The organism is Terrisporobacter othiniensis (assembly GCF_000808015.1).
GTDB lineage: Bacteria > Bacillota > Clostridia > Peptostreptococcales > Peptostreptococcaceae > Terrisporobacter > Terrisporobacter muris.
In genome coordinates, this window is sequence record NZ_JWHR01000115.1 from 41869 (window position 1) to 68056 (window position 26188).

19 protein-coding genes are annotated in these 26188 nt (G+C 30.0%); 13 read left to right on the plus strand and 6 right to left on the minus strand.

The genetic code is table 11. From position 1 onward, the window contains the following. Positions 1–9: 9 nt before the first annotated feature. From ybeY to ppdK, 11 genes are all read left to right on the plus strand, one after another. Positions 10–471, plus strand: a complete 462-nt coding sequence (ybeY, locus tag QX51_RS14455) for an rRNA maturation RNase YbeY (protein WP_039680601.1) — start codon at positions 10–12, stop codon at positions 469–471. A 5-nt stretch (positions 472–476) separates the two neighbouring features. Then, positions 477–1199, plus strand: coding sequence for a diacylglycerol kinase (locus QX51_RS14460; protein ID WP_039680602.1), 723 nt, complete (start codon positions 477–479; stop codon positions 1197–1199). 128 nt (positions 1200–1327) lie between these two features. Continuing rightward, entirely contained in the window at positions 1328–2218 is an 891-nt protein-coding gene (gene era / locus QX51_RS14465; protein WP_039680603.1) for a GTPase Era, read from the plus strand. An 11-nt stretch (positions 2219–2229) separates the two neighbouring features. Continuing rightward, positions 2230–3603 carry a magnesium transporter gene (gene mgtE / locus QX51_RS14470; protein ID WP_039680604.1) on the plus strand — a complete coding sequence of 458 codons (1374 nt, stop codon included), beginning with the start codon at positions 2230–2232 and terminating at the stop codon, positions 3601–3603. 195 nt (positions 3604–3798) lie between these two features. Further along, the gene (gene recO, locus QX51_RS14475; RefSeq protein WP_039680605.1) at positions 3799–4560 is read left to right on the plus strand and encodes a DNA repair protein RecO; all 762 of its coding nucleotides are present in this window, start codon (positions 3799–3801) and stop codon (positions 4558–4560) included. Then, the gene (locus tag QX51_RS14480; RefSeq protein ID WP_039680606.1) at positions 4561–5163 is read left to right on the plus strand and encodes a DUF4342 domain-containing protein; all 603 of its coding nucleotides are present in this window, start codon (positions 4561–4563) and stop codon (positions 5161–5163) included. It abuts the gene before it with no gap. A 142-nt stretch (positions 5164–5305) separates the two neighbouring features. After that, positions 5306–6184 (plus strand): glycine--tRNA ligase subunit alpha, encoded by an 879-nt coding sequence (gene glyQ, locus QX51_RS14485; RefSeq protein WP_039680607.1) that lies wholly within the window; start codon positions 5306–5308, stop codon positions 6182–6184. Then, positions 6184–8250: a glycine--tRNA ligase subunit beta gene (gene glyS, locus QX51_RS14490; protein ID WP_039680608.1), complete on the plus strand. Its 2067-nt coding sequence runs from the start codon at positions 6184–6186 to the stop codon at positions 8248–8250. The genes glyQ and glyS overlap by 1 nt, the downstream gene beginning before the upstream one ends. 273 nt (positions 8251–8523) lie before the next feature. Beyond that, on the plus strand, positions 8524–9153 hold the full coding sequence (locus QX51_RS14495) for a transcriptional regulator CcpN (protein WP_039680609.1): 630 nt from the start codon (positions 8524–8526) through the stop codon (positions 9151–9153). Between the two features lie 10 nt (positions 9154–9163). Then, complete coding sequence (locus tag QX51_RS14500) at positions 9164–10003, plus strand: pyruvate, water dikinase regulatory protein (protein ID WP_039680610.1); 840 nt, start codon at positions 9164–9166, stop codon at positions 10001–10003. Positions 10004–10052: 49 nt separating this feature from the next. Further along, positions 10053–12683: a pyruvate, phosphate dikinase gene (gene ppdK / locus QX51_RS14505; protein WP_039680611.1), complete on the plus strand. Its 2631-nt coding sequence runs from the start codon at positions 10053–10055 to the stop codon at positions 12681–12683. Between the two features lie 67 nt (positions 12684–12750). Here the strand turns inward: ppdK and QX51_RS14510 are convergent, their stop codons facing one another. From QX51_RS14510 to QX51_RS14535, 6 genes are all read right to left on the minus strand, one after another. Continuing rightward, the gene (locus QX51_RS14510; protein WP_039680612.1) at positions 12751–13449 is read right to left on the minus strand and encodes a response regulator; all 699 of its coding nucleotides are present in this window, start codon (positions 13447–13449) and stop codon (positions 12751–12753) included. After that, on the minus strand, positions 13442–16138 hold the full coding sequence (locus QX51_RS14515; protein ID WP_039680613.1) for an ATP-binding protein: 2697 nt from the start codon (positions 16136–16138) through the stop codon (positions 13442–13444). Before QX51_RS14515 ends, QX51_RS14510 begins: the two co-directional genes overlap by 8 nt. 186 nt (positions 16139–16324) lie before the next feature. Further along, complete coding sequence (gene kdpC, locus QX51_RS14520) at positions 16325–16921, minus strand: K(+)-transporting ATPase subunit C (protein WP_082007842.1); 597 nt, start codon at positions 16919–16921, stop codon at positions 16325–16327. Positions 16922–17086: 165 nt separating this feature from the next. Next, complete coding sequence (gene kdpB / locus QX51_RS14525) at positions 17087–19156, minus strand: potassium-transporting ATPase subunit KdpB (RefSeq protein WP_039680615.1); 2070 nt, start codon at positions 19154–19156, stop codon at positions 17087–17089. A 13-nt stretch (positions 19157–19169) separates the two neighbouring features. Beyond that, positions 19170–20987 carry a potassium-transporting ATPase subunit KdpA gene (gene kdpA / locus QX51_RS14530; RefSeq protein WP_039680616.1) on the minus strand — a complete coding sequence of 606 codons (1818 nt, stop codon included), beginning with the start codon at positions 20985–20987 and terminating at the stop codon, positions 19170–19172. 268 nt (positions 20988–21255) lie between these two features. Then, positions 21256–22335: a M24 family metallopeptidase gene (locus tag QX51_RS14535; RefSeq protein WP_039680617.1), complete on the minus strand. Its 1080-nt coding sequence runs from the start codon at positions 22333–22335 to the stop codon at positions 21256–21258. A 408-nt stretch (positions 22336–22743) separates the two neighbouring features. On the opposite strand from QX51_RS14535, the gene QX51_RS14540 reads away from it, so the two are divergent. Both QX51_RS14540 and QX51_RS14545 read left to right on the plus strand, forming a co-directional pair. Beyond that, positions 22744–24537 (plus strand): aminopeptidase P family protein, encoded by a 1794-nt coding sequence (locus QX51_RS14540; RefSeq protein ID WP_039680618.1) that lies wholly within the window; start codon positions 22744–22746, stop codon positions 24535–24537. 211 nt (positions 24538–24748) lie between these two features. Next, positions 24749–26131, plus strand: a complete 1383-nt coding sequence (locus tag QX51_RS14545; RefSeq protein WP_039680619.1) for a peptide MFS transporter — start codon at positions 24749–24751, stop codon at positions 26129–26131. Positions 26132–26188 lie beyond the last annotated feature (57 nt).

The following is a 26188-nucleotide window of genomic DNA, read 5'->3' on the forward strand; positions in this document are numbered from 1 at the left end:
GGTGGAACAATGGAATTAATTATAGACAATAGACAAGATAAATTAGACATAACAGAAGAGTTAATAGAAAAAATAAAAGATATTATATCTGAATGTTTAGATTATGAAGGATACGACGATGACTATGAAGTGAGTTTATCATTTGTTGATAATAAAGAAATACACCAATTAAATCGTGACTTTAGAGGGGTAAATAGACCTACAGATGTATTATCATTTCCTCTTTTAGTAGATGAAGAATTTGATGTGGATTTTGGAGAAGAATCTTTAGGAGATATAGTAATTTCTTTAGAAAGAGCTTTTGAACAAAGTAAAGAATATAACCATAGTTTTGAAAGAGAAGTTTGTTTTTTAGTGTGTCATAGTGTATTTCATTTATTAGGGTATGACCATGATACAGAAGAAAATACAAAAGAAATGAGAGAAAAGGAAGAACATATCTTAAATAAGCTTGGGATAACAAGGGAGTAATCTTTATGAAAGATAAAAAAACTCGCCCTAATATTATAGAAGCATTTAATGCAGCTATTCAGGGTATCTTATATACATTTAAATATGAACGAAATATGAAAATACATTACTTTATAGCAGTATCAGTATTGATTGTAAGTTTGTTTTTTGATTTAAGTAAACTGGAGATGATGATACTAATCCTATCTATTTCTTTGGTTATAATATCTGAAATGTTTAATACTGCTATAGAAAATACGGTTGATTTAGTTACAGACAAGTATCATAAACTAGCTAAAATAGCGAAAGACGTGGCAGCTGGAGGAGTATTAATATCAGCTTTAAATGCAGTGGCAGTTGGTTATCTTATATTTTATGATAAATTTACAGATTTATCTAAATCATTAATTTTTACTATAAGGAAATCAGATCCTCATGTTACCTTAATATGTATTGTATTAGTACTAATATGTGTAGTTGTTGTAAAAGCACTAACATCTACAGGGACTCCACTTAAAGGAGGTATGCCAAGTGGTCATGCAGCTCTTGCGTTTGCAATAGCCACATCAATAGCAATGTTGATTGAAAGACCTGTAGTAGCAGCCTTAGGCTATATTATGGCAGTATTAGTAGCACAAAGTAGGATAGAAGGAAAAATACATACATTTTGGGAGACAGTTGCAGGTGGATTATTAGGCATTTTAGTAGCTATGTTAGTTTTCCAATTAAAAATAATTAACTTTTATTAAAATGTGTTATAATATTAGATGTTTATTTAATTTTTATAAAAAATATTAGTGAAACGAATAGATGTATATACACGGGAAAAAATGAACAATAATATAAACAATCAAAAGAAAAGTCAGGAGAATTATATATGTTTAAATCAGGATTTGTAAGTATTGTAGGTAGACCAAATGTTGGGAAATCTACATTAATGAATAACGTAGTCGGAGAAAAAATCGCGATAATGAGTGATAAGCCTCAAACAACAAGAAATACTATACAAGCAGTTTACACAAATGAAGAAATGCAAATAGTATTTTTAGATACACCAGGTATCCATAAACCTAAAACTAAATTAGGAGAATTTATGGTAAATCAAGCAACGGATGCATTTAAGAATGTAGACGTAGTTTTATATGTAGTAGATGAGTCTAAAAAAATAGGGCCAGGAGATAGAATGATAATAGAAGAGTTAAGAAATATAAAAACTCCTGTAATATTAGTTATAAATAAAATGGACCAAATAGAAGAAGCTGATTTATTTAAATTAATGGAAATGTACAATAATGAAGGAATATTTAAAGGAATAGTGCCTATATCAGCTTTAAAGGGAAGAAATGTAAAAGAATTAATGAAGGTAATAGGAGAGTATCTTGAAGAAGGACCAAAATACTTCCCAGATTATATGATTACAGATCAACCAGAGAGAGTATTAGTGGCAGAATTAATAAGAGAAAAAGTATTACACTATGTTCATGATGAAGTACCTCATGGAGTAGCAGTAGAAATAGAGAGAATGAAATTTAGAAAAGATAAAAATATAGTAGATATTTCAGCTGTGATATGTTGCGAAAGAAGTTCACATAAAGGTATAATTATAGGAAAGAATGGTAGAAAACTAAAAGGAATAGGGAAGTCAGCAAGAGAAGATATGGAATTACTTTTAGGAACAAAAGCAAATCTTCAGTTATGGGTAAAGGTAAAAGAAAATTGGAGAAACTCGCAAAATTACATAAGTAATTTTGGATACAATGATAAATAAAGGTGGATTATATGGATAAGAAACAGGAAGATTCCAGGGATTTGTTAAGGGATGTTATATCCTTACTTGAAAATAATAAATTATTAGATTTAAGAGAGTTACTAGAAGAATATCATATTATGGATATTTTTGATGTAATGGAAAACTTAGATGAAGATATGAAAATAAAATTATTTGAAGTATTACCAATAGATATGTCTGCTTCTATTTTGGAGGAAAGTGGTCCAGAATTTTTTAAATCATTATTATCTAATATAGATCAGGAACATGGAAAAAATATTTTAGAGCAAATGTCATTAGATGATTTGACAGATATTTTAAGTGAAATAGAAGAAGAAGAAAGACATAGAATAATGAATCTTTTAAGTAAAGAAGATGCTGATGATATTAAAGAATTGTTAGTATATGATGAAGATTCAGCTGGTGGTATTATGACTCCTGGTTATATTGAAATAAATAAAAATATGACTGCAAAAGAAGCAATAGATCACATGAGAGAAAATGCTTTAGATGCAGAAACAATATATTATATTTATGTAGTTGATAATGATGAAAAACTAGTTGGTGTTTTATCTCTTAGAGAATTGATAACAGCTAGGGACTCAGTTATTGTAGAAGATTTAATGAGTGAAAATATTATTTCAATAGATGTAGAAGAAGATAGAGAAGAAGCAGTTAGATTAGTATCAAAATATGATTTAATTGCTATACCAGTAATAGATAAACATGGAGTATTAAAAGGTATAATAACAGTGGATGATATCATAGATGTAATGGAAGAAGAAGCAAGTGAAGATTTATATAAACTAGCTGGCTCTTCGGAACATGAAAGAGATGTGGCAGAAGATCAAAATGCTACACCGCTTCAACAAGTAACTTCTTCTGTTAGAGCTAGAATGCCATGGTTAATAATAATATTAATAATGGGATTACTATCAACAATACTTTTAACTAAGTTAAATTTTATTGGAACTGACTCAACCTATGTAAAAATACTTTTCTTCTTACCAGTTATATTATGTTTAGGTGGAAGTATAGGTATGCAATCATCATCTATAACAATAATGACATTATCAAATAAAGATATGACATCTTTAAATAATACATTAAAGGAAGTCTTAGTAGGTATAATAACAGGTATATTCTGTGGGCTAATAGGAGGAGCAGGAACATATATTATAATAAATAATCAAAGTATTGCATTGCTTGTAGGAGTAGCGATACTTATAAATATGATATTTGGAGCTACTATTGGAGCTTTTGTACCTGCTTTATTAAAGAAATTAGATATAGATACTTCTATAGTATCTGCACCTCTAGTTTCTGTAATACTTGATTTTATAGGAATATGTATATTTTTCTTAATAACAACTATGTTCCTGTAAAAAATTGTATTCAAAAGATATGAATTATTTCCTCTATTCTTACGAAAAATAATTAGAAATAATGTAAGAAGGGGGCAATAATATGTATGATATGATATGGCAATTTTTTAAAAAAAGTGGAAGTATAGAAGCTTATTTGTATATTAATAATCATAAAGCCTTACTTAAAAAGAAAGAATAAAAGGGAGATAAGTAATGGTAATATTAAACACCCAGGGTATAGTACTTAAATCAGTTACCTATAAAGAAAATGACCTAATACTAACTATATATACTAGGAAACTGGGAAAAATAGCGGCAATAGCTAGAGGAGCTAAGAAAAGTAAAAGTTCTTTATTATCTTCTTCACAAACATTTGCATACTCTAATTTTACATTAAAAAAAGAAGGAAATATGTATAGAGTAACCCAAAGTGAAATTATAAAAAGTTTTTATAACTTATCTTATAATTTTGAGGCTTTTTCTTATGCAACTCATATACTAAAATTAATAGATAACTTTATTGTTGATAATCAATCTAATAATAGACTCTTTATATTGCTTGCTCAATCTCTTTATTTATTTTGTGAAGAGGATATAGATATGGAATATGTGAGTTTATGCTTTGAACTTAAATTCTTAGATTATATAGGATTTAAACCAATTGTTAATAAATGTGTAAGTTGCTATAATAGTGATTTTAAAAGTCCAGTATTTAATATATATGAAGGTGGAATATTATGTGAAAAATGTAGTGATAATTTCGACCACAACCTAAATATGAATGTAACTACGACAAAACTTATGGATTATATATTAAAAAATGATATACTTTCATGCTCAAAAGCAAAGGTATCTAAATATCTAATAAATGAGCTAAATAAGATTTTAAATATCTACATGAATGAATATCTAGGAAATATAAATGAAAAATCACTAAATGTTTTAAAAAGTCTAAATAAAAAGGGAGTGGAATAAATGAGTAAAATAACTATAGAGTCCATTGATCAGGTGATGGAGAGAGTGCCAGACGCAACTTATGCTCAGGTAAAAGAAGCTCTTCTCAAATGTGATGGAGATGTGGTTGATGCTATAATTTTATTACAAGATAATTCTACAGGCGCAGGAGAAAAGAAAGATAAAAAAACCTTTGAAGATGTATTTGGAAAAGATTCAGATAAAATGAAAGAAGAAATTACAGAACTTATAAGAAAAAGCAATGTAGTACGTATAGTTGTTGAAAAAAATGGAAAAGTTATAATTAATGTACCTATTACTGTTGGAGTTGTAGGAGTAGTATTTGCACCAATATTATCACTCATAGGTTTATCAGCATCAGTACTTGCAAAATATAGAATAAAAATTGAAAATGAAGATGAAGGCACAACAGTTGATTTAGGAGAATTTAGCGAAGAAAAGTTAACTATAATTAAAGATATGGTAAGCTCTGCTGCTAAAGATGTAAAGCAAGCTGTTGATAAGAAAAATAAAAACACAGAAGATAAAAATGAATCAAATAATGACGAAGTTATAATTGACCTTAATAAAAACGACTACAGAGAAAAAAAGGATGAAGAATAACAAATAATGAGCTAGTTTATTGACAAATTTTTTATGTTTTGTTATTCTTACAAATATAAACGAAGTATTAAAAGGCCTTTCGTGGATACGGAAGGCCTTATTGCTATAAATAGTTAAGAAATTAAATTTAGGAGGTATTAATATGAATTTTCAAGATATGATACTAGCACTTCAAAGTTACTGGTCTAAGCAAGGATGTATCATGATGCAACCTTATGATGTAGAAAAAGGTGCAGGAACAATGAACCCTAACACTATCTTAAGATCATTAGGTCCAGAACCATGGAGTGTTTGTTATGTAGAGCCATCAAGAAGACCTGCAGATGGTAGATATGGAGAAAATCCAAATAGATTATATCAACATCACCAATTCCAAGTTATTCTAAAACCATCTCCAGAAAACATACAAGAATTATACTTAAAGAGTTTAGAAGCTATAGGAATTAATCCATTAGAACATGATATAAGATTTGTTGAAGATAACTGGGAATCAACTACAGTTGGAGCTTGGGGACTTGGATGGGAAGTATGGTTAGATGGTATGGAAGTTACTCAATTTACGTATTTCCAACAAGTTGGTGGTATAGAATGTGAATTAGAAACTGGAGAAATAACTTACGGTTTAGAAAGGCTTGCAATGTATATCCAAGATGTAGATAGTGTTTACGATTTGAAATGGAATGATAACATAACTTATGGTGACGTATTTAAGCAAGCTGAATTTGAGAATAGTACATATTCATTTGATGAATGCGATGCAGATATGTTATTTAATTTATTTGATACATATGAAAAAGAAGCATTAAGAATAATAGACAGAGGTCTTGTAGTTCCAGCTTATGACTATGTACTAAAATGTTCTCATACTTTTAATACATTAGATGCTAGAGGAGCTATAGGTGTTAGTCAAAGAGCTTCATTTATAGGTAGAGTTAGAAATATGGCAAAAGCTGTAGCTGAACTTTATGTTAAACAAAGAGAAGAAATGGGATATCCACTGTTAAAGGAAGGTGACAAATAATGAATAATTACCTTTTATTAGAGATTGGGGTAGAAGAATTACCATCAAGATTTGGACAAACTACATTAGATCAAATAGAAAATAATTTAAGTAAACTACTTAAAGAAGAAAGAGTAAGCTTTAAAGAAATAAAAAAATATGCAACACCAAGAAGATTAACTTTTGTTATAGCTGACTTAGCTGATAAAGCAAGTGACTTAGAAGAAGAAGTTAAAGGACCTGCTAAGAAAATAGCAGTAGACGCTGAAGGAAACTTCACAAAACCTGCTCTTGGATTTATGAAAAGTAAAGGATTAGATTCTGAGAATGTATACTTTAAGCAAGTAGGTAATGCTGAATACTTATTTGGTACAATTAAGCAAGAAGGAAAAGATACTAAAGAAGTATTAAAAGACATAATTCCGGAAGCAATTAAAAATGTAACATTCCCTAAGGCTATGCGTTGGGGTGGTAAAAACATGAGATTTGCTAGACCGATAAGATGGATGGTTACTTTATTAAACAATGAAGTACTAGACGTAGATTTAGAAGGTGTAAAATCTTCTAATATGACTAAAGGTCATAGATTCTTAGGGGAAAAAGAATTTGAAGTAAACTCAATAGAAGATTATTTTGAAAAGTTAGAAAAGAATTTTGTTATATTAGATCAACATAAGAGAAAAGAAATGATAAAAGAGCAAGCTATAGAAGTAGCTAAGTCTTTAGGTGGAGAAGTTGAGTTTGATGATGATTTACTAGAAGAAATAACATTCTTAGTAGAATATCCAACTGCTTTTTATGGAGAGTTTGATGAAGAATATGTTAAGTTACCAAAAGAAGTTGTAACTACGCCTATGAAAGAACATCAAAGATACTTCCCAGTATTAAAAGATGGAAAGCTATTACCAAACTTTATAGCTGTTAGAAATGGTGATTCTAATAGAATAGACTTAGTTAAAGCTGGTAATGAAAAAGTATTAAGAGCTAGACTTGCTGATGCTTTATTCTTCTATAATGAAGATACTAAAAAGCCTTTAGAAAGCTTTGTTGATAAATTACATACAGTTGTATTCCAAGCTAAACTTGGTACAGTTTACGATAAAACTTTAAGAATAGAAAAATTATCACAAGTTATACTTGATGAATTAAATATGAGTGAAAGTGCTACAAATACTTCAAGAGCAGCAAAACTTTGTAAGGCTGACCTTGTAACTAATATGGTATTTGAGTTTACTGAGCTTCAAGGTATAATGGGAAGAGATTATGCAAAAGTAAGTGGAGAAAATGAAGAAGTATGCCAAGGTATATTTGAGCATTATCTACCAAGATTTGCAGGAGATATATTACCTGAGACTGATACAGGTATAGCTTTATCTATAGCAGATAAACTAGATTCCATAGCAGGATTCTTCGCGATAGGAATAAAACCATCAGGCTCTCAAGACCCTTATGCCCTAAGACGTCAAGCTTTAGGAATACTTTCTATATTATTGGATAAAAAATTATCTGTTAACCTAAATAACTTAATAAATGCAGCATTAGATAATTACTCTAACTTAGAATTTAATAAAGAAGAAGTCGCTTCTCAAATAGTTGAATTCTTTGTTGAAAGAGTTAAAAACTTATTTAAAGATTTAGGAATAAGATATGATGTTATCGACGCAGTATTAAATAATAATTTAGATGATATATCGGATATACATACAAGAGCCCTTGAATTAAATAGATGGCTTCAAAAAGATGAACTAGTTGAAATGTTAACTGCGTTCAACAGAGTTTCTACTTTAGCAGAGAAGGCAACTACTGATATAGTCAAAGAAGAATTGTTAAAAGAAGATGCAGAAATTAAATTATATAATAGCTTCAAAGAAATAAAATCAAATGTGGAAAGTTTATTAGATGATAAGAAATATAATGAAGCTTTAGATGCTTTTGCAACATTAAAACCATTAGTTGATAATTTATTTGATAATGTAATGGTAATGGATAAAGATGAAGCAATAAAAGAAAATAGACTTGGAATATTAAAACAAATTTATAGTACAATGCTTACAATTTGTGATTTATCTAAGATAGTTTATAAATAAACAACTTTATAAAAATCATGGCCTTCCTTTTGAACACAAAATAAAGGAAGGCGTTTTTGACTGGGAATATTTAGTACGACACAAATACTATGCATAAATTAATATAGTATGTATTAATATTAATGCTACAGTAAAAACTAAGTGTATAATCCATAGAAATAATAAAAAATATATCATAAATAATGAAAAAACCTATTTACACAATAGCATATATAGATATATAATATACTATATAAGGTGTAACGGATAAAAAGTATAGCATATTGAAAGAAGGTGATTGTCATTCAACTAAATCAAAGACAACAAAAGATAATAGAAATAGTAAAAGAAAATGAACCTATAACAAGTGAACAAATTGCTTCTATGTTAAATGTTACTCGTGCTACATTAAGATCAGATTTAGCTATTCTAACAATGACGGGGATATTAGATGCAAGACCAAAGGTAGGTTACTTCTATGCAGGAATAAATAAACTTAACTTAGTAGGAAACGACATGAAAAATAAAAAGGTCGAGGATATCATGAGTATTCCTGTAATAGCTAAAAAAGATGATAGTTTATATGAAGTAATAGTAAACATGTTTTTATCAGATGTGGGGAGTATTTTTATCATAGATGATGATGAAAGTTTATGTGGTATAGTTTCGAGAAAAGATTTATTAAAAGCAACTATAGGTGGCGCAGATATGAATAAGATGCCTATAGGAATGATAATGACTAGAACTCCTAATATTATTACAGTAGAAAAAGAAGATAGTGTTATTGTAGTTGCTAAAAAAATTATAGAACATGAAATCGACTCTATTCCAGTAGTTGAAAATATAGATGATAAAAGTAAGGTAGTAGGAAAAATATCAAAAACAAACATTACAAAGTTATTCTTAGAGATTGTAGACAATTAAGGAGGAGAATATGGAGAGTTTTATATTATATGCAATATCCGATTCCATAGGGGAGACTGCACAACAAGTTGCTAAGGCAGCTATATCGCAATTTGATATAAAAGAAGAATCTTATGATGTAAGAAGATTTCCCTATGTATCTAGCAAGGAAGTTCTTCTTGAAATATTAGAAAGTGCTAAAAATGAAAATGCCATAATAGTATATACTTTAGTAAGTGAAAATTTAGGCGATATTGTTGAAAATTTCTGTTCAAAAGAAAATTTACACTGTGTAGATTTGATGTCTCAAATATTAAATATTTTAACAGAAAAAATAGGTGAATCTCCAAAAAGAGAGCCTGGTATAATCAGAAGGATGAATGAAGAGTACTTCAGAAGAATAGAAGCAATAGAATTCGCAGTTAAGTATGACGATGGAAAAGATCCAAGAGGAGTATTAAAAGCTGATTTAGTTTTAGTGGGTATATCAAGAACTTCAAAGACTCCACTTAGTATGTACTTAGCAAATAGAAATATAAAAGTAGCTAATATTCCTTTAGTACCAGAGATTCCAATACCAAAGGAAGTATATGAGGTAAATCCTAAAAAAATAATAGGACTTACTAATACACCAGAAAAACTTAATGAGATAAGACAAGCGAGACTTAAAGCCCTTGGATTATCAAGTAGTGCAAATTACGCTAAATTAGATAGAATTTTAGAAGAGTTAGATTACTCTGAAAAAGTAATGAAAAAATTATCTTGTCCAGTTATTAATGTTGCCAATAAAGCAATAGAAGAGACTGCTGGACTAATTTTAGATATTATGAAAGAAAATGGTTTAAAGAAAAAAATACACACAGCTAATTAAAATCTTTTAAAGATTTGCATAAATAAATATTTTAAAGGGGATTCGTGATATGAGTGTTAAATACGTTTATAGCTTTGATGAAGGCAGTAAAGAAATGAAATCATTATTAGGAGGAAAAGGAGCTAATTTAGCTGAAATGACTAAAATAGGGCTTCCAGTGCCTCCAGGGTTTACAATAACAACTGAATCATGTATCGATTACTATGAAAACAACAAAACAATAAAACAAGAAATTATAAACCAAATCGAAGAAAAATTATCATCTTTGGAAAAAGACCTAAATAAGCAATTGGGAAGTGAAGAAAATCCACTTCTTGTGTCTGTTCGTTCTGGTGCAGTTATATCAATGCCAGGGATGATGGATACTATATTAAATCTTGGACTAAACGATAATACAGTTAAGGCATTAGCTAAAGCAACTGATAATGAGAGATTTGCGTATGATAGTTACAGAAGATTTATTCAAATGTTTTCTGATGTTGCCATGGAAGTTCAAAAATATAAATTTGAGAATGTACTAGATAGATATAAAAAAGAGAATAATTTCAAATTTGATACAGATTTAACATGTGAACATTTAAAAGCAATTGTAGAAGAATATAAGGCAATATATAAAAAAGAAGTTGGAGAAGACTTCCCACAAGAACCCAAAAAACAATTAATGTTAGCTGTAGAAGCTGTATTTAGATCTTGGAATAATCCAAGAGCTATAATATATCGTAGACTAAATGATATTCCAAATGATTTAGGAACAGCAGTTAATATACAATCAATGGTATTTGGTAATATGGGAGATACTTCAGGTACAGGAGTTGCTTTCACAAGGGATCCTGCTACAGGAGAAAATAAGTTATTAGGGGAATACTTAATAAATGCACAAGGTGAAGATGTTGTTGCAGGTATAAGAACTCCAGAGCCTATAGCTACACTTGAAGAAGTAATGCCAGAAATTTATAAACAATTTATAGATACTGTTAAAACATTAGAACATCATTATAAAGATATGCAAGATGTCGAGTTTACTATAGAAAAAGGTAGATTATTCTTTTTACAAACTAGAAATGGTAAAAGAACAGCAGCATCTGCAATAAATGTGGCTGTGGATTTAGTAGAAGAAGGTTTAATAACTAAAGAAGAAGCTATAATGAGAGTTGAACCTAAGCAATTAGATCAATTATTACATCCTAAGTTTGAAGATAAAGCATTAAAAGAAGCAACTATTTTAGCTAAAGGATTACCAGCATCACCAGGAGCTGGAAGTGGTAAAATTTATTTTACAGCTGAAGATGCTGCAGAGGCTACAAAAAATGGAGAGAAAGTTATACTTGTAAGACAAGAAACATCTCCAGAAGATATAGAAGGAATGGTTTGCTCACAAGGTATACTTACTGCAAGGGGGGGGATGACTTCTCATGCTGCTGTTGTTGCAAGAGGTATGGGTAAATGTTGTGTTGCTGGATGTGGTGAAATCAAAGTTGATGAAGCTGCTAAGGAAGTCAGAAAAGATGATTTAGTACTAAAAGAAGGAGACTATATATCTCTAGATGGATCTACAGGTATTGTTTATTTAGGAGAAGTAGCTAAAACAGAAGTATCTATGACAGGTAACTTTGAAAAGTTAATGAACTGGGTTGATGAAATTAGAGATATGAAAGTTAGAACTAATGCAGATAACCCAAGAGATTCAAAGGCAGCTGTAGATTTTGGAGCAGAAGGTATAGGACTTTGTAGAACTGAGCATATGTTCTTTGATGAAGATAGAATATCTGCTGTTAGAAAGATGATATTATCAAATACTGTAGAAGATAGAGTTGAAGCTTTAGATAAGCTACTACCTATGCAAAAACAAGATTTTATTGATATATATAAGGTTATGGGTGAGAGACCAGTTAATATAAGATTATTAGATCCACCTTTGCACGAGTTCTTACCGCATGATGATGAAACAATAGAAGAGCTTGCTAAAGATATGAATATAGATGCCAGCGAAATAAGAAAAAGAATAGTTGATTTAGCTGAATTTAACCCTATGCTTGGGCATAGAGGATGTAGATTGGCAGTGACTTATCCAGAAATAGCTGTAATGCAAACTAAAGCTATAATAAATGCTGCTATTGAAGTTAAAAAAGAAGGATTAAATGTAGAACCAGAAATAATGATACCTTTAGTAGGTGCATTAAATGAATTTAGAGTAGTTAAAAATATTATAGCTGAAACTGCAAACTCAATAATAGAAGAAAGTAATGTAGACTTAAAATATACAGTAGGTACAATGATAGAGATACCTAGAGCTTGTTTAATAGCTGATGAAATAGCAAGAGAAGCAGATTTCTTCTCATTTGGGACAAATGACTTAACACAAATGACATTTGGATACTCTAGAGATGATGCTGGAAAATTCTTAGGGCAATATGTAGATGAAGAAATACTAGAAAAAGATCCATTCCAAGTATTAGATCAAAATGGTGTTGGTAAATTAGTAAAAATGGCATCAACGCTAGCTAGAAAAGAAAAAGGTGATAATATTAAGCTTGGAATATGCGGAGAACATGGAGGAGATCCTGCATCAGTTGAATTCTGTTATGAAACAGGACTAAACTATGTTTCTTGTTCACCATATAGAGTTCCGATAGCTAGACTTGCAGCTGCACAAGCAACTATTAAAAATAAATTAAAGTAGACACACAAAATAACATTAATATATAAATAAAAAGGTCGAAGCTTAAGTGCTTTGACCTTTTTATTTATTAAATTTTTATCATTCTATATCCAACACCTACATGTGTTTGAATATATTGAGGATGAGAAGTATCATTTTCAATTTTTTTTCGAAGAGTAGCCATATAAACTCTTAAAGAAGAAACATAACTATCCCAAGAATTTCCCCAAATTTCCTTTGTCATAAAGGTATGGGTTAAAACTTTTCCAACATTTCTAGCAAGTAAACAAAGCAATTTATATTCAATAGGAGTCAGATGTAATTCTTCATTATTTTTATAAGCACATCTACTAGCGTAGTCTATACTCAAGTCACCATTATTAAAAAGAGAACTTTCTAAATTTGAATTGGATTGTATATTATTTAACCTACGTAAAGTAACTCTTAGCCTTGCAAGAAGTTCATCAACAGAAAATGGTTTGGTAATAAAGTCATCTGCACCAGCATCTAAGGCATCTATCTTATCTTTATCTTCGCTTCTTGAGCTTATTACAATAATAGGAACGTTAGACCAAGAGCGAATTTTTTTTATAATATCGATACCATCTATATCAGGAAGTCCTAAATCAAGAAAAACAACATCTGGATTATTAGATGTTGCATCCAATATGGCAGATTCGCCATTTGAAGCAGTGTGGTAATTATAATTATGTGTTTCCAATGTAGTTGATATTAAATTTTTAACTGCTTTATCATCTTCAACTATTAAAATTAATGATTTATTCATATAAGTTTACCTCCTCTAATGGTAATGTAAATGAAAATGTTGTTCCACAAGGTTTATTATCTTTTACGTTTATTTCCCCACCGTGGGCTAAAATAATAGATTTACAAAGGGCTAATCCTAATCCTAAACTACGTTTGCTATCAACAATTTTATTGTTAACAGTATAAAACATATCAAAGATTTTTTCCTTGTCTTCGTCAGATAAGCCATTACCATCATCACTAATTTCTACTAGAACCATGTCTTCATATTTTTGTGTATTAATATTAATATGAGAGTCATCTGGTGTATATTTAAGTGCATTATCAACAATATTTATTATTACTTGTATTATTAATTTTGAATCCATTTTTGCAAAAAGCATTTCATCTGAAGTAGTAACTTTTATAAAATGATTAATACTTTTTCTTTTTATATGTCTAAGAGCTTCATCTATTACTTCCTCCATAAGTTCAGGTTTTATATTTAGACTCATAGTACCGTCTTCAATTTTAGTAGCAGCAAGTAAATTTTCAACTAAATTAATTAACCATAAAGAGTCTTCATGAATATCAGAATAAAGTTGAATTTTTTTCTCTTTAGAAATAATTTCATTATCTTTTAATAACATTTCTGAATTACCAAATATGCTAGTAAGGGGAGTTCGTAAATCGTGAGAAATAGAACGTAGTAAATTAGCTCTCAATTTCTCATTTTTTGCCAAAGTAGCAGCTTCCTCTCTTTGTTTACGTATAAAATTATTTTCTAACGCAATAGCACATTCACCTAATATGGATAACATAATATTATTTTCTAAAGCATCTAAAGAATCATTTTCTAAGGCGATACCCACTACACCGTAAACTCTTTTATTAACTCTTATTGCTAAATACAAACATTTAGAATTACCTAGGGTATTTGTAGTTGCACCAGCATGTTTATTATTTTTGAATACCCACTGAGCTACAGCTTTTTCATTAGATGTAACAAATCTAGAAGTATCATAAGTGTATTCAGAAGGTGAAAATATAACAGGCTCTAATAATTGATTATTTTCTGAATTATAGAATATAATATTTTTATTTAACAACTTTGATAATTGTATTGCTGTAACTTTTATGATCCCTTCTTTTTTCACTTCTTGCTGTAAAAGTTGATTAGTTTCAAGCAGAATCTTAGTACGATAAGCCGTATAAGCAGATTGATTAGCTTGACGTTTTATTTTAGAAGCTAAAGAGCCTGTTAAAAAAGCTGAGATAAACATAATAACAAATGTTACAGGATAACCAGCATCATAAGAGTTAAAAGTGAACCTTGGATCAGTAAAGAAAAAATTGAATACAAGAACGCTTATAAGTGCAGAGAGAATACTTTGCAAGGTATTTTCTGTAAGTATTGCTGTAATTAAAACGCCTAAGATATATAAAGTAATAATATTTGATTCACTAAATCCAAGGTTAAAAAATATAAAACTTATGATAGTAGCTAAAGTTAAAATAAAAAAAGATATAGCCAAATCTCTTAAAGTTAATTTTGATTTAATATTAAGTTTTGAATTTGACGGATAACTTAATGTTGATGTATCTGGGATAATATAAATATCTAAATTAGGAGCATAAGAAGTAAGTTTTTCAGTCAAAGGTGATTTGGCCCAAAAATATTTTTTCTTACTACTACTTCTACCAAGTATTACTTTAGATATGCCTGCAAGTCTTGCAAACTCAGCAATTTGAAAAGCAATATCTTCTCCTGTAACTGTCTCTATCTTAGCACCAAGTTGTTCTGCTAAATGAATATTATTTCTTAATCTAGTTTTATTTTCTTCGCTCATATTTTCATCATCGGATGTTTCAACAAATAATCCAATAAATTCACCTTTAAAAGCAGAAGCCATTCTAGCAGCTCTCCTGATAATTTTGCTATTAGTAGGAGAAGAAGAAAGACAAACTAGGATTTTCTCGTCAGTAAAATAATTGGCACTATCATTTTGTTTTACTTTTTCTGAAATCTTATTAACTCTATCAGCAGTTCTTCTTAAAGCAATTTCTCTAAGGGCTGTTAAATTTTCAATACTAAAAAAATTAATTAGGGCATTTTTTACTTGATTTGACGCATAAATCTTACCTTCATTTAATCTTTTAATAAGTTCTTCCGGCTCTATATCTACAAGCTCTACTTGATGGGCATTATCGAAGATATAGTCAGGAATTCTTTCTCTAACAATAACTTTAGTTATGGAAGATACAATATCATTTAAACTTTCTATATGTTGAACATTTACAGTAGTGTAAACATTAATACCTAAATTTAAAAGCTCGTTTACATCTTGATATCTTTTTAAATGACGACATCCAGCAGCATTTGTATGAGCTAATTCATCTACCAATATAATTGTAGGATTTCTTTTTATTGCCAAATCAATATTGAACTCATTTAAATTAATTTCTTTATATTTTATAGTAAGGGTTGGAAGAATTTCTAAATCATTTAAAAGTTCTTTTGTCTCTGGCCTTGCATGAGGTTCAACATATCCAACAACTACATCAATGCCAGATTCTTTTGCTTTGTGAGCAGCTTTTAACATGGCATAAGTTTTACCAACACCAGCAGCATATCCAAAAAATATTTTAAGATGACCTTTTTGTTTAGTATTTTCCTCATAATTTATTTTTTCTAATATTTTATCTGGGTTTATTTGTCTATCTATCATAATAAGCACCTCAAAACAGAATTTGATATAAGTTTAGCAGAACATGTGTTATGAAAGTATTATAGTTTTATATGATTGTATAAAGATTATATAAAGATTTGTATTAAATTTGTGTAAAATTTATATTATCAAAGTTACAAAAAGCAAAGCTAATATATTTATAAGCTTTGCTTTTGATTTTTTGATTTATAAAAGTATTTTATCTATCATTAAATTAACTTTTAATACATTTACTGTAGTTTCACCAAGTATTCCTAAAACAGGTTTGTTAGTACATTTATCAATAATATTTTCAACTTCTGATTCAGTCATATTATTATTAGTAGCAAGTCTTTTAACTTGATATTTTGCAGCAGCTAATGAAATTTCAGGATCTAATCCACTACCAGAACAAGTTACTAAATCAACAGGGATTGATTCATCTTTATTATATTCATGAGAAGATTTTATTTTATCAACTCTTTGAGCTACAAGTTGTTTATATTCATCACTAGCGGGGCTTAAGTTAGATGGAGTGGAGTATACTACTTTATTACCATCTTTATCTGTAAATGTTTCTGTATCTAAATTCATTATACGTCCCCACATATGTTTTTCATCTGTATATTGTTGAGCTATTAATTGTGAACCGTATTTTTTTCCATCAACTTCAATAATGCTTCCATTTGCTTCGGAAGGGAAGAGGATTTGAGAAATACATGTTATAGAACCTGTATATAGCACACCGCAAAGTATAGTAAAAATTATAAAGGATGATAATCCTTTAGCAAAAATAGATTTCATTTTTATACCTCCTTATGAGATTAAGTAAATAATAAAAGCAGGAATAAAAGGGATTCTCACTGCTCTTATGAATGATTCTAGAGAAGATACACTATCTAACCAGATTAATATATCTAACTATTTTTCATTATCAGTTATGTTAATTGATATATCATAACAATATCATTAAGCAAGACCAAGAGAAGTCAATAACACATCTATAATTTTTATAAATATAAATGGAGCTATTATACCACCAAGACCATAAACTAATAAGTTTTTAGAAAGTAATTTACCAGCAGATACCTCACGATATTTAACACCTTTTAAAGCAAGTGGAATTAAAGCAACAATTATTAAAGCGTTGTATATTATTGCTGATAAAACAGCACTTTGTGGACTATGAAGATTCATTATGTTTAATGCAGAAAGTTGAGGATATAATCCTAAAAATAGAGCAGGTATTATGGCAAAGTATTTTGCAAGATCGTTTGCTATAGAGAATGTAGTAAGACTACCTCTAGTCATCAAAAGTTGTTTACCTATACGAACTATATCTATAAGTTTTGTAGGTGATGAGTCTAAATCAACCATATTACCAGCTTCTTTTGCAGCCTGTGTACCAGAGTTCATTGCAACAGCGACATCAGCTTGAGCAAGAGCTGGAGCATCGTTTGTTCCATCACCAGTCATGGCAACTAAATGGCCTTTTCTTTGATAATCTCTGATTAATTCTAATTTCCCTTCTGGAGTAGCTTCTGCAAGGAAGTCATCAACGCCAGCTTCAGCAGATATGGCAGCCGCAGTAAGAGGGTTATCTCCCGTAATCATTATAGTCTTAATACCCATTTTTCTTAAGTCTGCAAATTTTTCTTTTACACCTTTTTTTATAACATCTTTTAAGTGTATTACTCCAAGTATTTTATAATTTTTAGTAACTATCAAAGGAGTACCACCTTGATTAGATATTTTTCTTACAACTTCATCACATTCATCACTATATACACCGCCAAATTGAGAAACATAGTCTTTTATTGCATCTACTGCACCTTTACGAATTTCATCTCCATTATAATCAACGCCACTCATACGAGTTTTAGCAGAGAAAGGAATGAAATTAATATTTTTATCATTAAGATCTCGACCTCTTATATTAAATTGTTCTTTTGCAAGAATTACAATGCTTCTACCTTCTGGAGTTTCATCAGCTAAAGATGATAATTGTGCAGCATCAGCCAAATCTTTAGGTGCGGTATTATCTACAGGAATAAATTCACTGGCCTGACGATTACCAAGAGTAATAGTTCCTGTTTTATCAAGCATTAATATATCAACATCTCCAGCTGCTTCTATAGCACGGCCACTCATTGCAAGTACATTGGAAGCGTTTAATCTACTCATACCTGCTATACCAATAGCAGAAAGTAGGGCACCTATTGTTGTTGGAGCTAGGCAAACAAGCAAAGCAACCAATGTAGTGATGGATATTGGATTATTTATGCCTGATTGATTTGCACTAAAAGCAGAGTAAGTATAAAGAGACATAGTTACTAAAATAAATATTATTGTAAGAGCAACAAGGAATATTTCAAGTGCTATTTCATTTGGTGTTTTATTTCTTGAAGCACCTTCAACCATGGCAATCATTTTATCAAGGAAGCTTTCACCTTCTTCGCTAGTAACTTTTACTATTATCCAGTCTGATATTACAGTAGTACCTCCAGTGACTGCACTTCTATCTCCTCCTGCTTCACGTATAACTGGTGCAGATTCACCAGTTATAGCACTTTCATCAACAGAGGCAGCACCTTCAATAACTTCACCATCAGCAGGGATTTGGTTGTCAGCTTTAACAATTACAAGATCACCCTTTTTTAAAGTAGCAGATGGAACTACAGTAAATTTATCTTTTTTATCTAAAGATACAATTTTATAAGCATCTACATCATGCTTACTAGCTCTTAAAGTATCAGCTTGAGCTTTGCCCCTACCTTCAGCTATAGCTTCTGCAAAGTTTGCAAATATAACTGTAAACCAAAGTATTATAGCTATGGCTAAGGTATATCCAGATGAAGCGTCTTTAATTCCAAATAAAGATATTATCCAAAGTAAACTAGTTAATATGGCGGATATATAAACAAGTAACATTACAGGGTTTTCTTTTTGTGTTTTTGGTTTTAATTTTATAAATGAATCTTTTATAGCTCTTTTAATCATACTTTTACTAGAAAGAGCACCTTGTGAATTATTATTCAATTAAAAGCACCTCCTATAAGATTGAACTGAAATATTCAGCAATTGGTCCAAGTGATAAAGCAGGGAAGAAACTAAGAGCACCAATTAATAAAACAATCATAATTAATAAGAATACAAACATAGCATTAGTAGTAGATAATGTTCCTGATGTAGTAGCAATTTTTTTCTTTTGAACTAAGCTACCTGCAATAGCCATGATACCTATTATTGGTATAAATCTTGCAAATAACATGCATAATCCTAATGTAAGATTTAAAAATACTGTATTAGCTCCAAATCCAGCAAAAGCAGAACCATTATTTCCACTTGCTGATGAATAAGCATAAAGTATTTCGGAAAATCCATGAGAGCCCAAATTATTTAGACTATCTGTAATAGTTGGCCATACTGATGCAATTCCACTACCAACTAATATAGCAATAGGAGTAGCAAGACAAACAAGTGCTGACCATTTCATTTCATAAGGTTCAATTTTTTTACCTAAAAATTCAGGTGTTCTACCAACCATAAGACCAGCAATAAATACAGTTAATATTGCAAATGCTAACATTCCATATAATCCGCATCCAACACCACCAAATATTACTTCCCCAAGTTGCATTAGTAACATGGTTACCATTCCACCAATAGGAGTATAACTATCATGCATAGAGTTTACAGAACCGTTTGAAGCAGCAGTAGTAAATGTAGCCCATGTAGAAGAAGCAACTATACCAAAACGAGATTCTTTACCTTCCATATTTCCACCGGATTGATTTATAGTAGTTGTATCAACAACACCATTTTGTGCAAGTTGAGGAGTTGCATTTTGTTCACATACAGCTACAGTTGCAAGAGCAATTACAAGAACTATAAACATAGCCATAAAAATTGCAATACCTTGCTTTTTGTTTTTAACATTTCTACCAAATGTAAAACATAAAGCTGTAGGTATTAATAAAAGAGAAATCATTTCAAGTAAATTAGAAATTATTGTAGGGTTTTCTAAAGGATGAGCTGAGTTCACACCATAGAAACCACCACCATTAGTACCAGTTTGTTTTATAGCTACTTGACTGGCAGCAGGTCCAAGAGGAATAATTTCTTCGTCTATGACTTCAGCATCTTTAACTATTTTTCTGTTAACAGATACCGTATTAGTTTTTAAGTCAATTTTTGCATTTTCAATAATATTACCTTCATTATCTACAGCAATAGGTTCAATTAGTTGAACTGTTTCAGCTGATTTGAAATTTTGAACAACGCCTTGAGATACCAGTCCAATAGAAATAACTACATTTAAAGGTATTAATATATAAAGTATTATTTTAGTCATATCAACCCAGTAACTACCAAGTCCTTTTGACTTAACTTTTATAAATCCACGAATTAAAGCAAATAATACGGCTATTCCTGTTGCAGCAGAAACAAAGTTTTGAACTGTAAGACCAAGCGCTTGAGTTAAATAACTTAATCCAGATTCACCGCTGTAGGCTTGCCAGTTTGTATTTGTAACAAAACTTATTGCTGTGTTTAAAGATAAATCCCATGATACTCCTGGAATTTTTTGTGGATTACCAAATAAATAACCTTGAAACAATTGAAGTAGAAAAAGAAATATTAAACCAATTCCGTTGAATACTAAAACACATACAGTATATTTTTTCCAGTTCATTTCATCATCATCTTTAATTTTCATTATTTTATAAATGAATTTTTCACAAGGTGATAAAAGTTTTGATAAAAATACTTTTTCCCCATTCATTACTTTGCCTATATAAGAACCAAGTGGTATGGCAAGTATTACAAGAATTACTAAATAAATAAAATATTGTACGATAGTAGATGTCATTGTTTATCTCCTCCCATAAGAATTACAAAGTAGTAAATTAATAAAATTGTTGCAATTAAACCAATTATCCAAATTAGTATTTGCATTACTCATACCTCCTTTTTTTATAACTTAAGTATAAAAATCTAAAGTTTAAAAAGGTATTAAGACTTAGGGGAGGAGTATTAAAATAGTATTAAGATTAGTTTTAAGAATTCATGTTACTAAAAATTTGCATAAAAAAATCGGAGGCCTAGGCTTCCGATTTTTTATATCATCAAAATAATATTTATTTTATAACAATTAAATCTTTAGTTACGTTGTTTAATACTTCGCATCCATCTTCAGTTATTAATACTAAATCTTCTATTCTAACTCCAACTTCACCTGGTAAATATACACCTGGCTCAACTGAGAATACCATACCTGGTTTTAGAATAGCTTCATTTACAGAAGAAACATCACCAAATTCATGGCATTCCATTCCTATAGAGTGACCAGTTCTATGAGTGAAGTACTCTCCATATCCCTTTTCTGTTATGTAGTCACGACAAGCGTTATCTACATCACAGAATCTGTTTCCAGGTTTACAAGCAGCTATACCTCTTAAGTTAGCTTCTTTAACTATTTCATATACTTCTTTACCTTTTTCAGAAACTTCTCCAATAAACACTGTTCTAGTCATATCAGAACAATATCCATCTTTTACACAACCTAAGTCAAGAACAACAGAATCTCCAAACTTACCTTTAGAGTTATCTGATTCATGATGAGGATCAGCAGCATTAGCACCATATCCTATTATTGGATCAAAAGAGTGACCAGAAGCCCCACCTTCTAAGTACATTTCTAATATTTTATCTGCCATTTCTAATTCAGTATAACCATCTTTAACAAGTGGCATTAATCTTTCCATAACACTGTCATTTAATTTAGATGCAGCTCTCATTAATTCTTGCTCTTTCTCATCTTTTATTTGACGTATATCATCTACTATAAATGATCCATCAATAAATTTAGTAGCATTTAATTTACTCATTAAAGGCAATAAGAACTTAGCTGGCCATACTTTATCTATACCAACTACAGTATTTTCTCTCATACAGTTGGCTAACATACCTACATAATCATCAGTATCATCAAAGTAAACTATTTCAGCTCCTTCAATTGGAGTAGATTGTGGGAATAATTTACCTATAAAGAATTTATGATTACCTTCTACATCAAGGTAAAGTGCAAGCATTCTTTCTCCACAGTTTAGCATACGTCCTGTTAAATAGCATATAGAAGCTGGATCAGCTACTATTAATTGAGGAATATCGTTTTCCTTCATTGATGTAATAATTCTTTGTAATTTAATTTGATCCATTAATAAATCCCCCTATTGTAAATACAAATTAATTAATCTAAAATTTAATTATTTAAATTAACTAAGATAATTGTAGTATTCATGTATAATAAAGTCAATATTAGTCATTTAAAACTTTAAAAAATAAAAAGTAAAATTCTTTGATTTTACGAAATAATTTAAATAGTATAGAAAAATGATGTATATATGTAATATGAAGATGCAATGTGGAGAATAATAGGATATTTATATAAAAATAAAATAATATATGGTGTAATTATTCTGAGATTATATTATAATTACAGATGATAATACATGTTAAATGCAAATATATTTTCAAATGAAATAATTATATTCAAATGTATATAACTTGTAGACAACTTAATATCAAATGTTTTACAAAATATTATATTTAGGGGTGGATAGTATATGAGTATAGCAAGTAGGGTATCTGCACTTAGAAAAATAATGGAAGAGAGAAACATTGATGCTTACATTATTCCTTCTGCAGACAATCATCAAAGTGAGTATGTTGGGGAACATTTCAAATCTAGACAATTTATTTCGGGTTTTAAAGGTTCAGCAGGAACTGTAGTAATAACTAAGGAAAAAGCAGGGCTGTGGACAGATGGAAGATACTTTATACAAGCTGAAAAAGAGCTATCAGGAAGCGGTATTGATTTATTCAAAATGGGTGAAGAAGGCGTACCAACTGTTAATGAGTTTGTAATAGAAAATATGCCGAAAAATGGTATATTAGGATTTGATGGCAGATTAATATCAGCAGGTGAGGGTTTAGAACTTAAAGCAGAGTTAGAAAAGAAAAACGTTATTATTAAATATGATGAAGATCTTATTGATTCTGTATGGGAAGATAGACCTAGCATATCTGAAGAAAAAGCTTTTGTACTAGAAGAAAAATATGCTGGAGAGAGCTTCCAATCAAAAATAAATAGAATAAGAAATGTAATGAAAGAAAATAGTGCAACAATTCATGTGGTTACAACGTTAGACGAAGTAGCCTGGATATTTAATATAAGAGGAAATGATGTAAGTTATACACCAGTAGTACTTGCTTATGCGGCTATAACTCTTGATAATGCTTATTTATTTATTGATGAGAAAAAACTTGATGATGATATAAAATTAGAATTCAATAAATCTAATATAGAAATAAGACCATATAATGATGTTTATGATTTTATAAAAAAATTAGATGATAAAGAAGTTATAATGTTAGATACAGAGAGAGTAAACTATTCTCTATATAATAATATTTCAGAAAACATTAAAAAAATAGAAATAGAAAACCCTGCAGTTTTAATGAAAGCAATAAAAAATAAAACTGAGTTAAATAATATGAAAAAAGCATATATAAAAGATGGTATAGCTTGTACTAAATTTATGTATTGGTTAAAAACTAATGTAGGAAAAATCAAGATTAGTGAACTTAGTGCATCAGAAAAATTATTACAACTTAGAAAAGAACAAGAAGGTTTTTTTGATTTGAGTTTTGAAACTATAGCAGGTTATAAAGAACATGCTGCAATGATGCATTATGCCGCAACTGAAGAAAGTGACTATGAAATAGACGCAGAGCACATGTTTTTAGTAGATTCTGGAGGACATTATTTAGAAGGAACTACTGATATTACAAGAACTTACATATTGGGAGAGATAGACGATGAGCTGAAGACTCACTACACTGCAGTAGCAAGAGGTATGATAAATCTGTCTATGGCGAAGTTCTTATATGGATGCAGAGGATACAACTTAGATATACTTGCAAGAGGTCCAATGTGGGATATGGGAATTGATTACAAATGCGGAACAGGTCATGGTGTAGGATATATGTTAAGCGTACATGAAGGGCCAAGTGGATTTAGATGGTATATAGTACCATCTAAACATGAAACCACTCCATTTGAAGAAGGGATGGTTATAACAAATGAACCAGGAATATATATGGAAGGCTCTCATGGAATTCGTATAGAAAATCAATTAGTTGTTAAAAAACTAGAGAAAAATATAAATGGACAATTTATGGCATTTGATACAATAACTATGTGTCCAATAGATTTAGATGGAATTAATCCAAGTTTAATGACTGAAAGAGAAAAATCATTTTTAAATGACTATCATAAGAATGTATATGAAACAATCAGTCCTTATTTAAGTGATGAGGAAAGAAGCTGGTTAAAAGAATATACAAGAGAAATATAATATTTAGTTATTATTGTGGAAAATGGCAATAAAATATAATACAAAAGTTTGAGGCCAAATTAGGGAGTTTGTAACTAATAAAGATGTAAGATTATATCTTTATTAGTTATCATAAAACTGTGTATGACGTAATCAGCCATATTTATTAACAGCTTAGGAAATGACTGATTAGAAAAGATACACAAGAAATACATTATATATGGGGGACAACATGGAAAACACAGTTAAATCAAAAAAGAGACCTTTAGCTTTCTACCTATGTTCAAGCACTTTCTCATTTGAAAGAGCTGCATATTATGGAAGTAAAGGAATATTATTATTATTTATTGCGGCAAGTGTTGCAACAGGTGGATTAGGGCTTACATCAGACCAAGCAGCTTTAGCAGTTGCTAATTTAGTTGCATTCACTTATTTAGCACCAATATTTGGTGGTATGATTTGTGATAGATGGATAGGAGCTAGATACGCTATACCAGCAGGAATGTTAATAATGGGTGCTGGTTATTTTATAGGAGCTAATGCTACAGATATAACAGGAATCAATATAATGATAGCTTTAGTTGCTTTAGGTACAGGTTTATTTAAAGGTAATTTATCTGCATTAACAGGTACTTTATTTGCTGATCAAGATCAACTTGATTCAGCATTCTCAACACAGTATAGTTTTATAAATACAGGTAGTTTCTTTGGAACAACTTTCTTTGGGTTTGCTTATATGTACTTATTTAATAAAGGAAAAGTTTTAGGATTTACAGCATGCTTTAAATTCTCAGCTGTTATAATGATAGTAGGAGCAATAATATTTGTTTTAGGGTGGAAGTTCTTAGGTGAACATGGTAAAAAACCATTCTTAGCTGGCCAAGAAAAAAATGATAATGCTGAAAATGATACAAAATCACCATTAACTATAATAGAAAAGAAAAGAATTATGGCTATAGTTTTAGTTTCTACTTTCTCGGTAATATTCTGGTTATTCTGGTATGTTACTTATTTAGCAGTTTATGATTATGGTGGAGCTTTTGTAGATATGTCTATAGGAAACTTTGAAGTACCTTTATTATGGTTTGATTCAGAAAATGCATTATTATGCATACTTCTTGGGCCAATCTTAGGTTCTTTATGGTATAAATTATCTCAAAGACCACAAGGAGACTTATCTCTATTTAAGAAAACAGGTATAGGATTAGCATTCCTAGGAGTTGCATTTTTAATGTTAGTTGGGGCTGAATTTACAAGAGGTATAGGTGCTCCAGAGACAGCGAAGGCTTCTATAGGATGGATAATAGCATTTGGATTCTTCTTAAGTTTAGGAGAAATGTGTTTCTCTCCACTTGGGAATTCATTTGTAAGTAAATACGCTCCAAAGAAATACTTAGCAGTATTAATGGGAGTTTGGACTTTTGCTACTTTTATAGCTGGTAAAACTCATGGAGCTATATACAACTTTACTAAACAATTCGATATGATAATAGTTTACACTGTAATACCAGTAATCTTATTTGTTTGTGCAGTATCATTATTTGCATTAGATAAAAAATTAAGTACATTAGTTGCTGATGATGATAGTGAAGATGCTGACAAAATGGCAGTTTAATATTGTCGTAGATTGATATGAAATAAATACTTAACTGGGTTCTGAGCTGTTACAGAG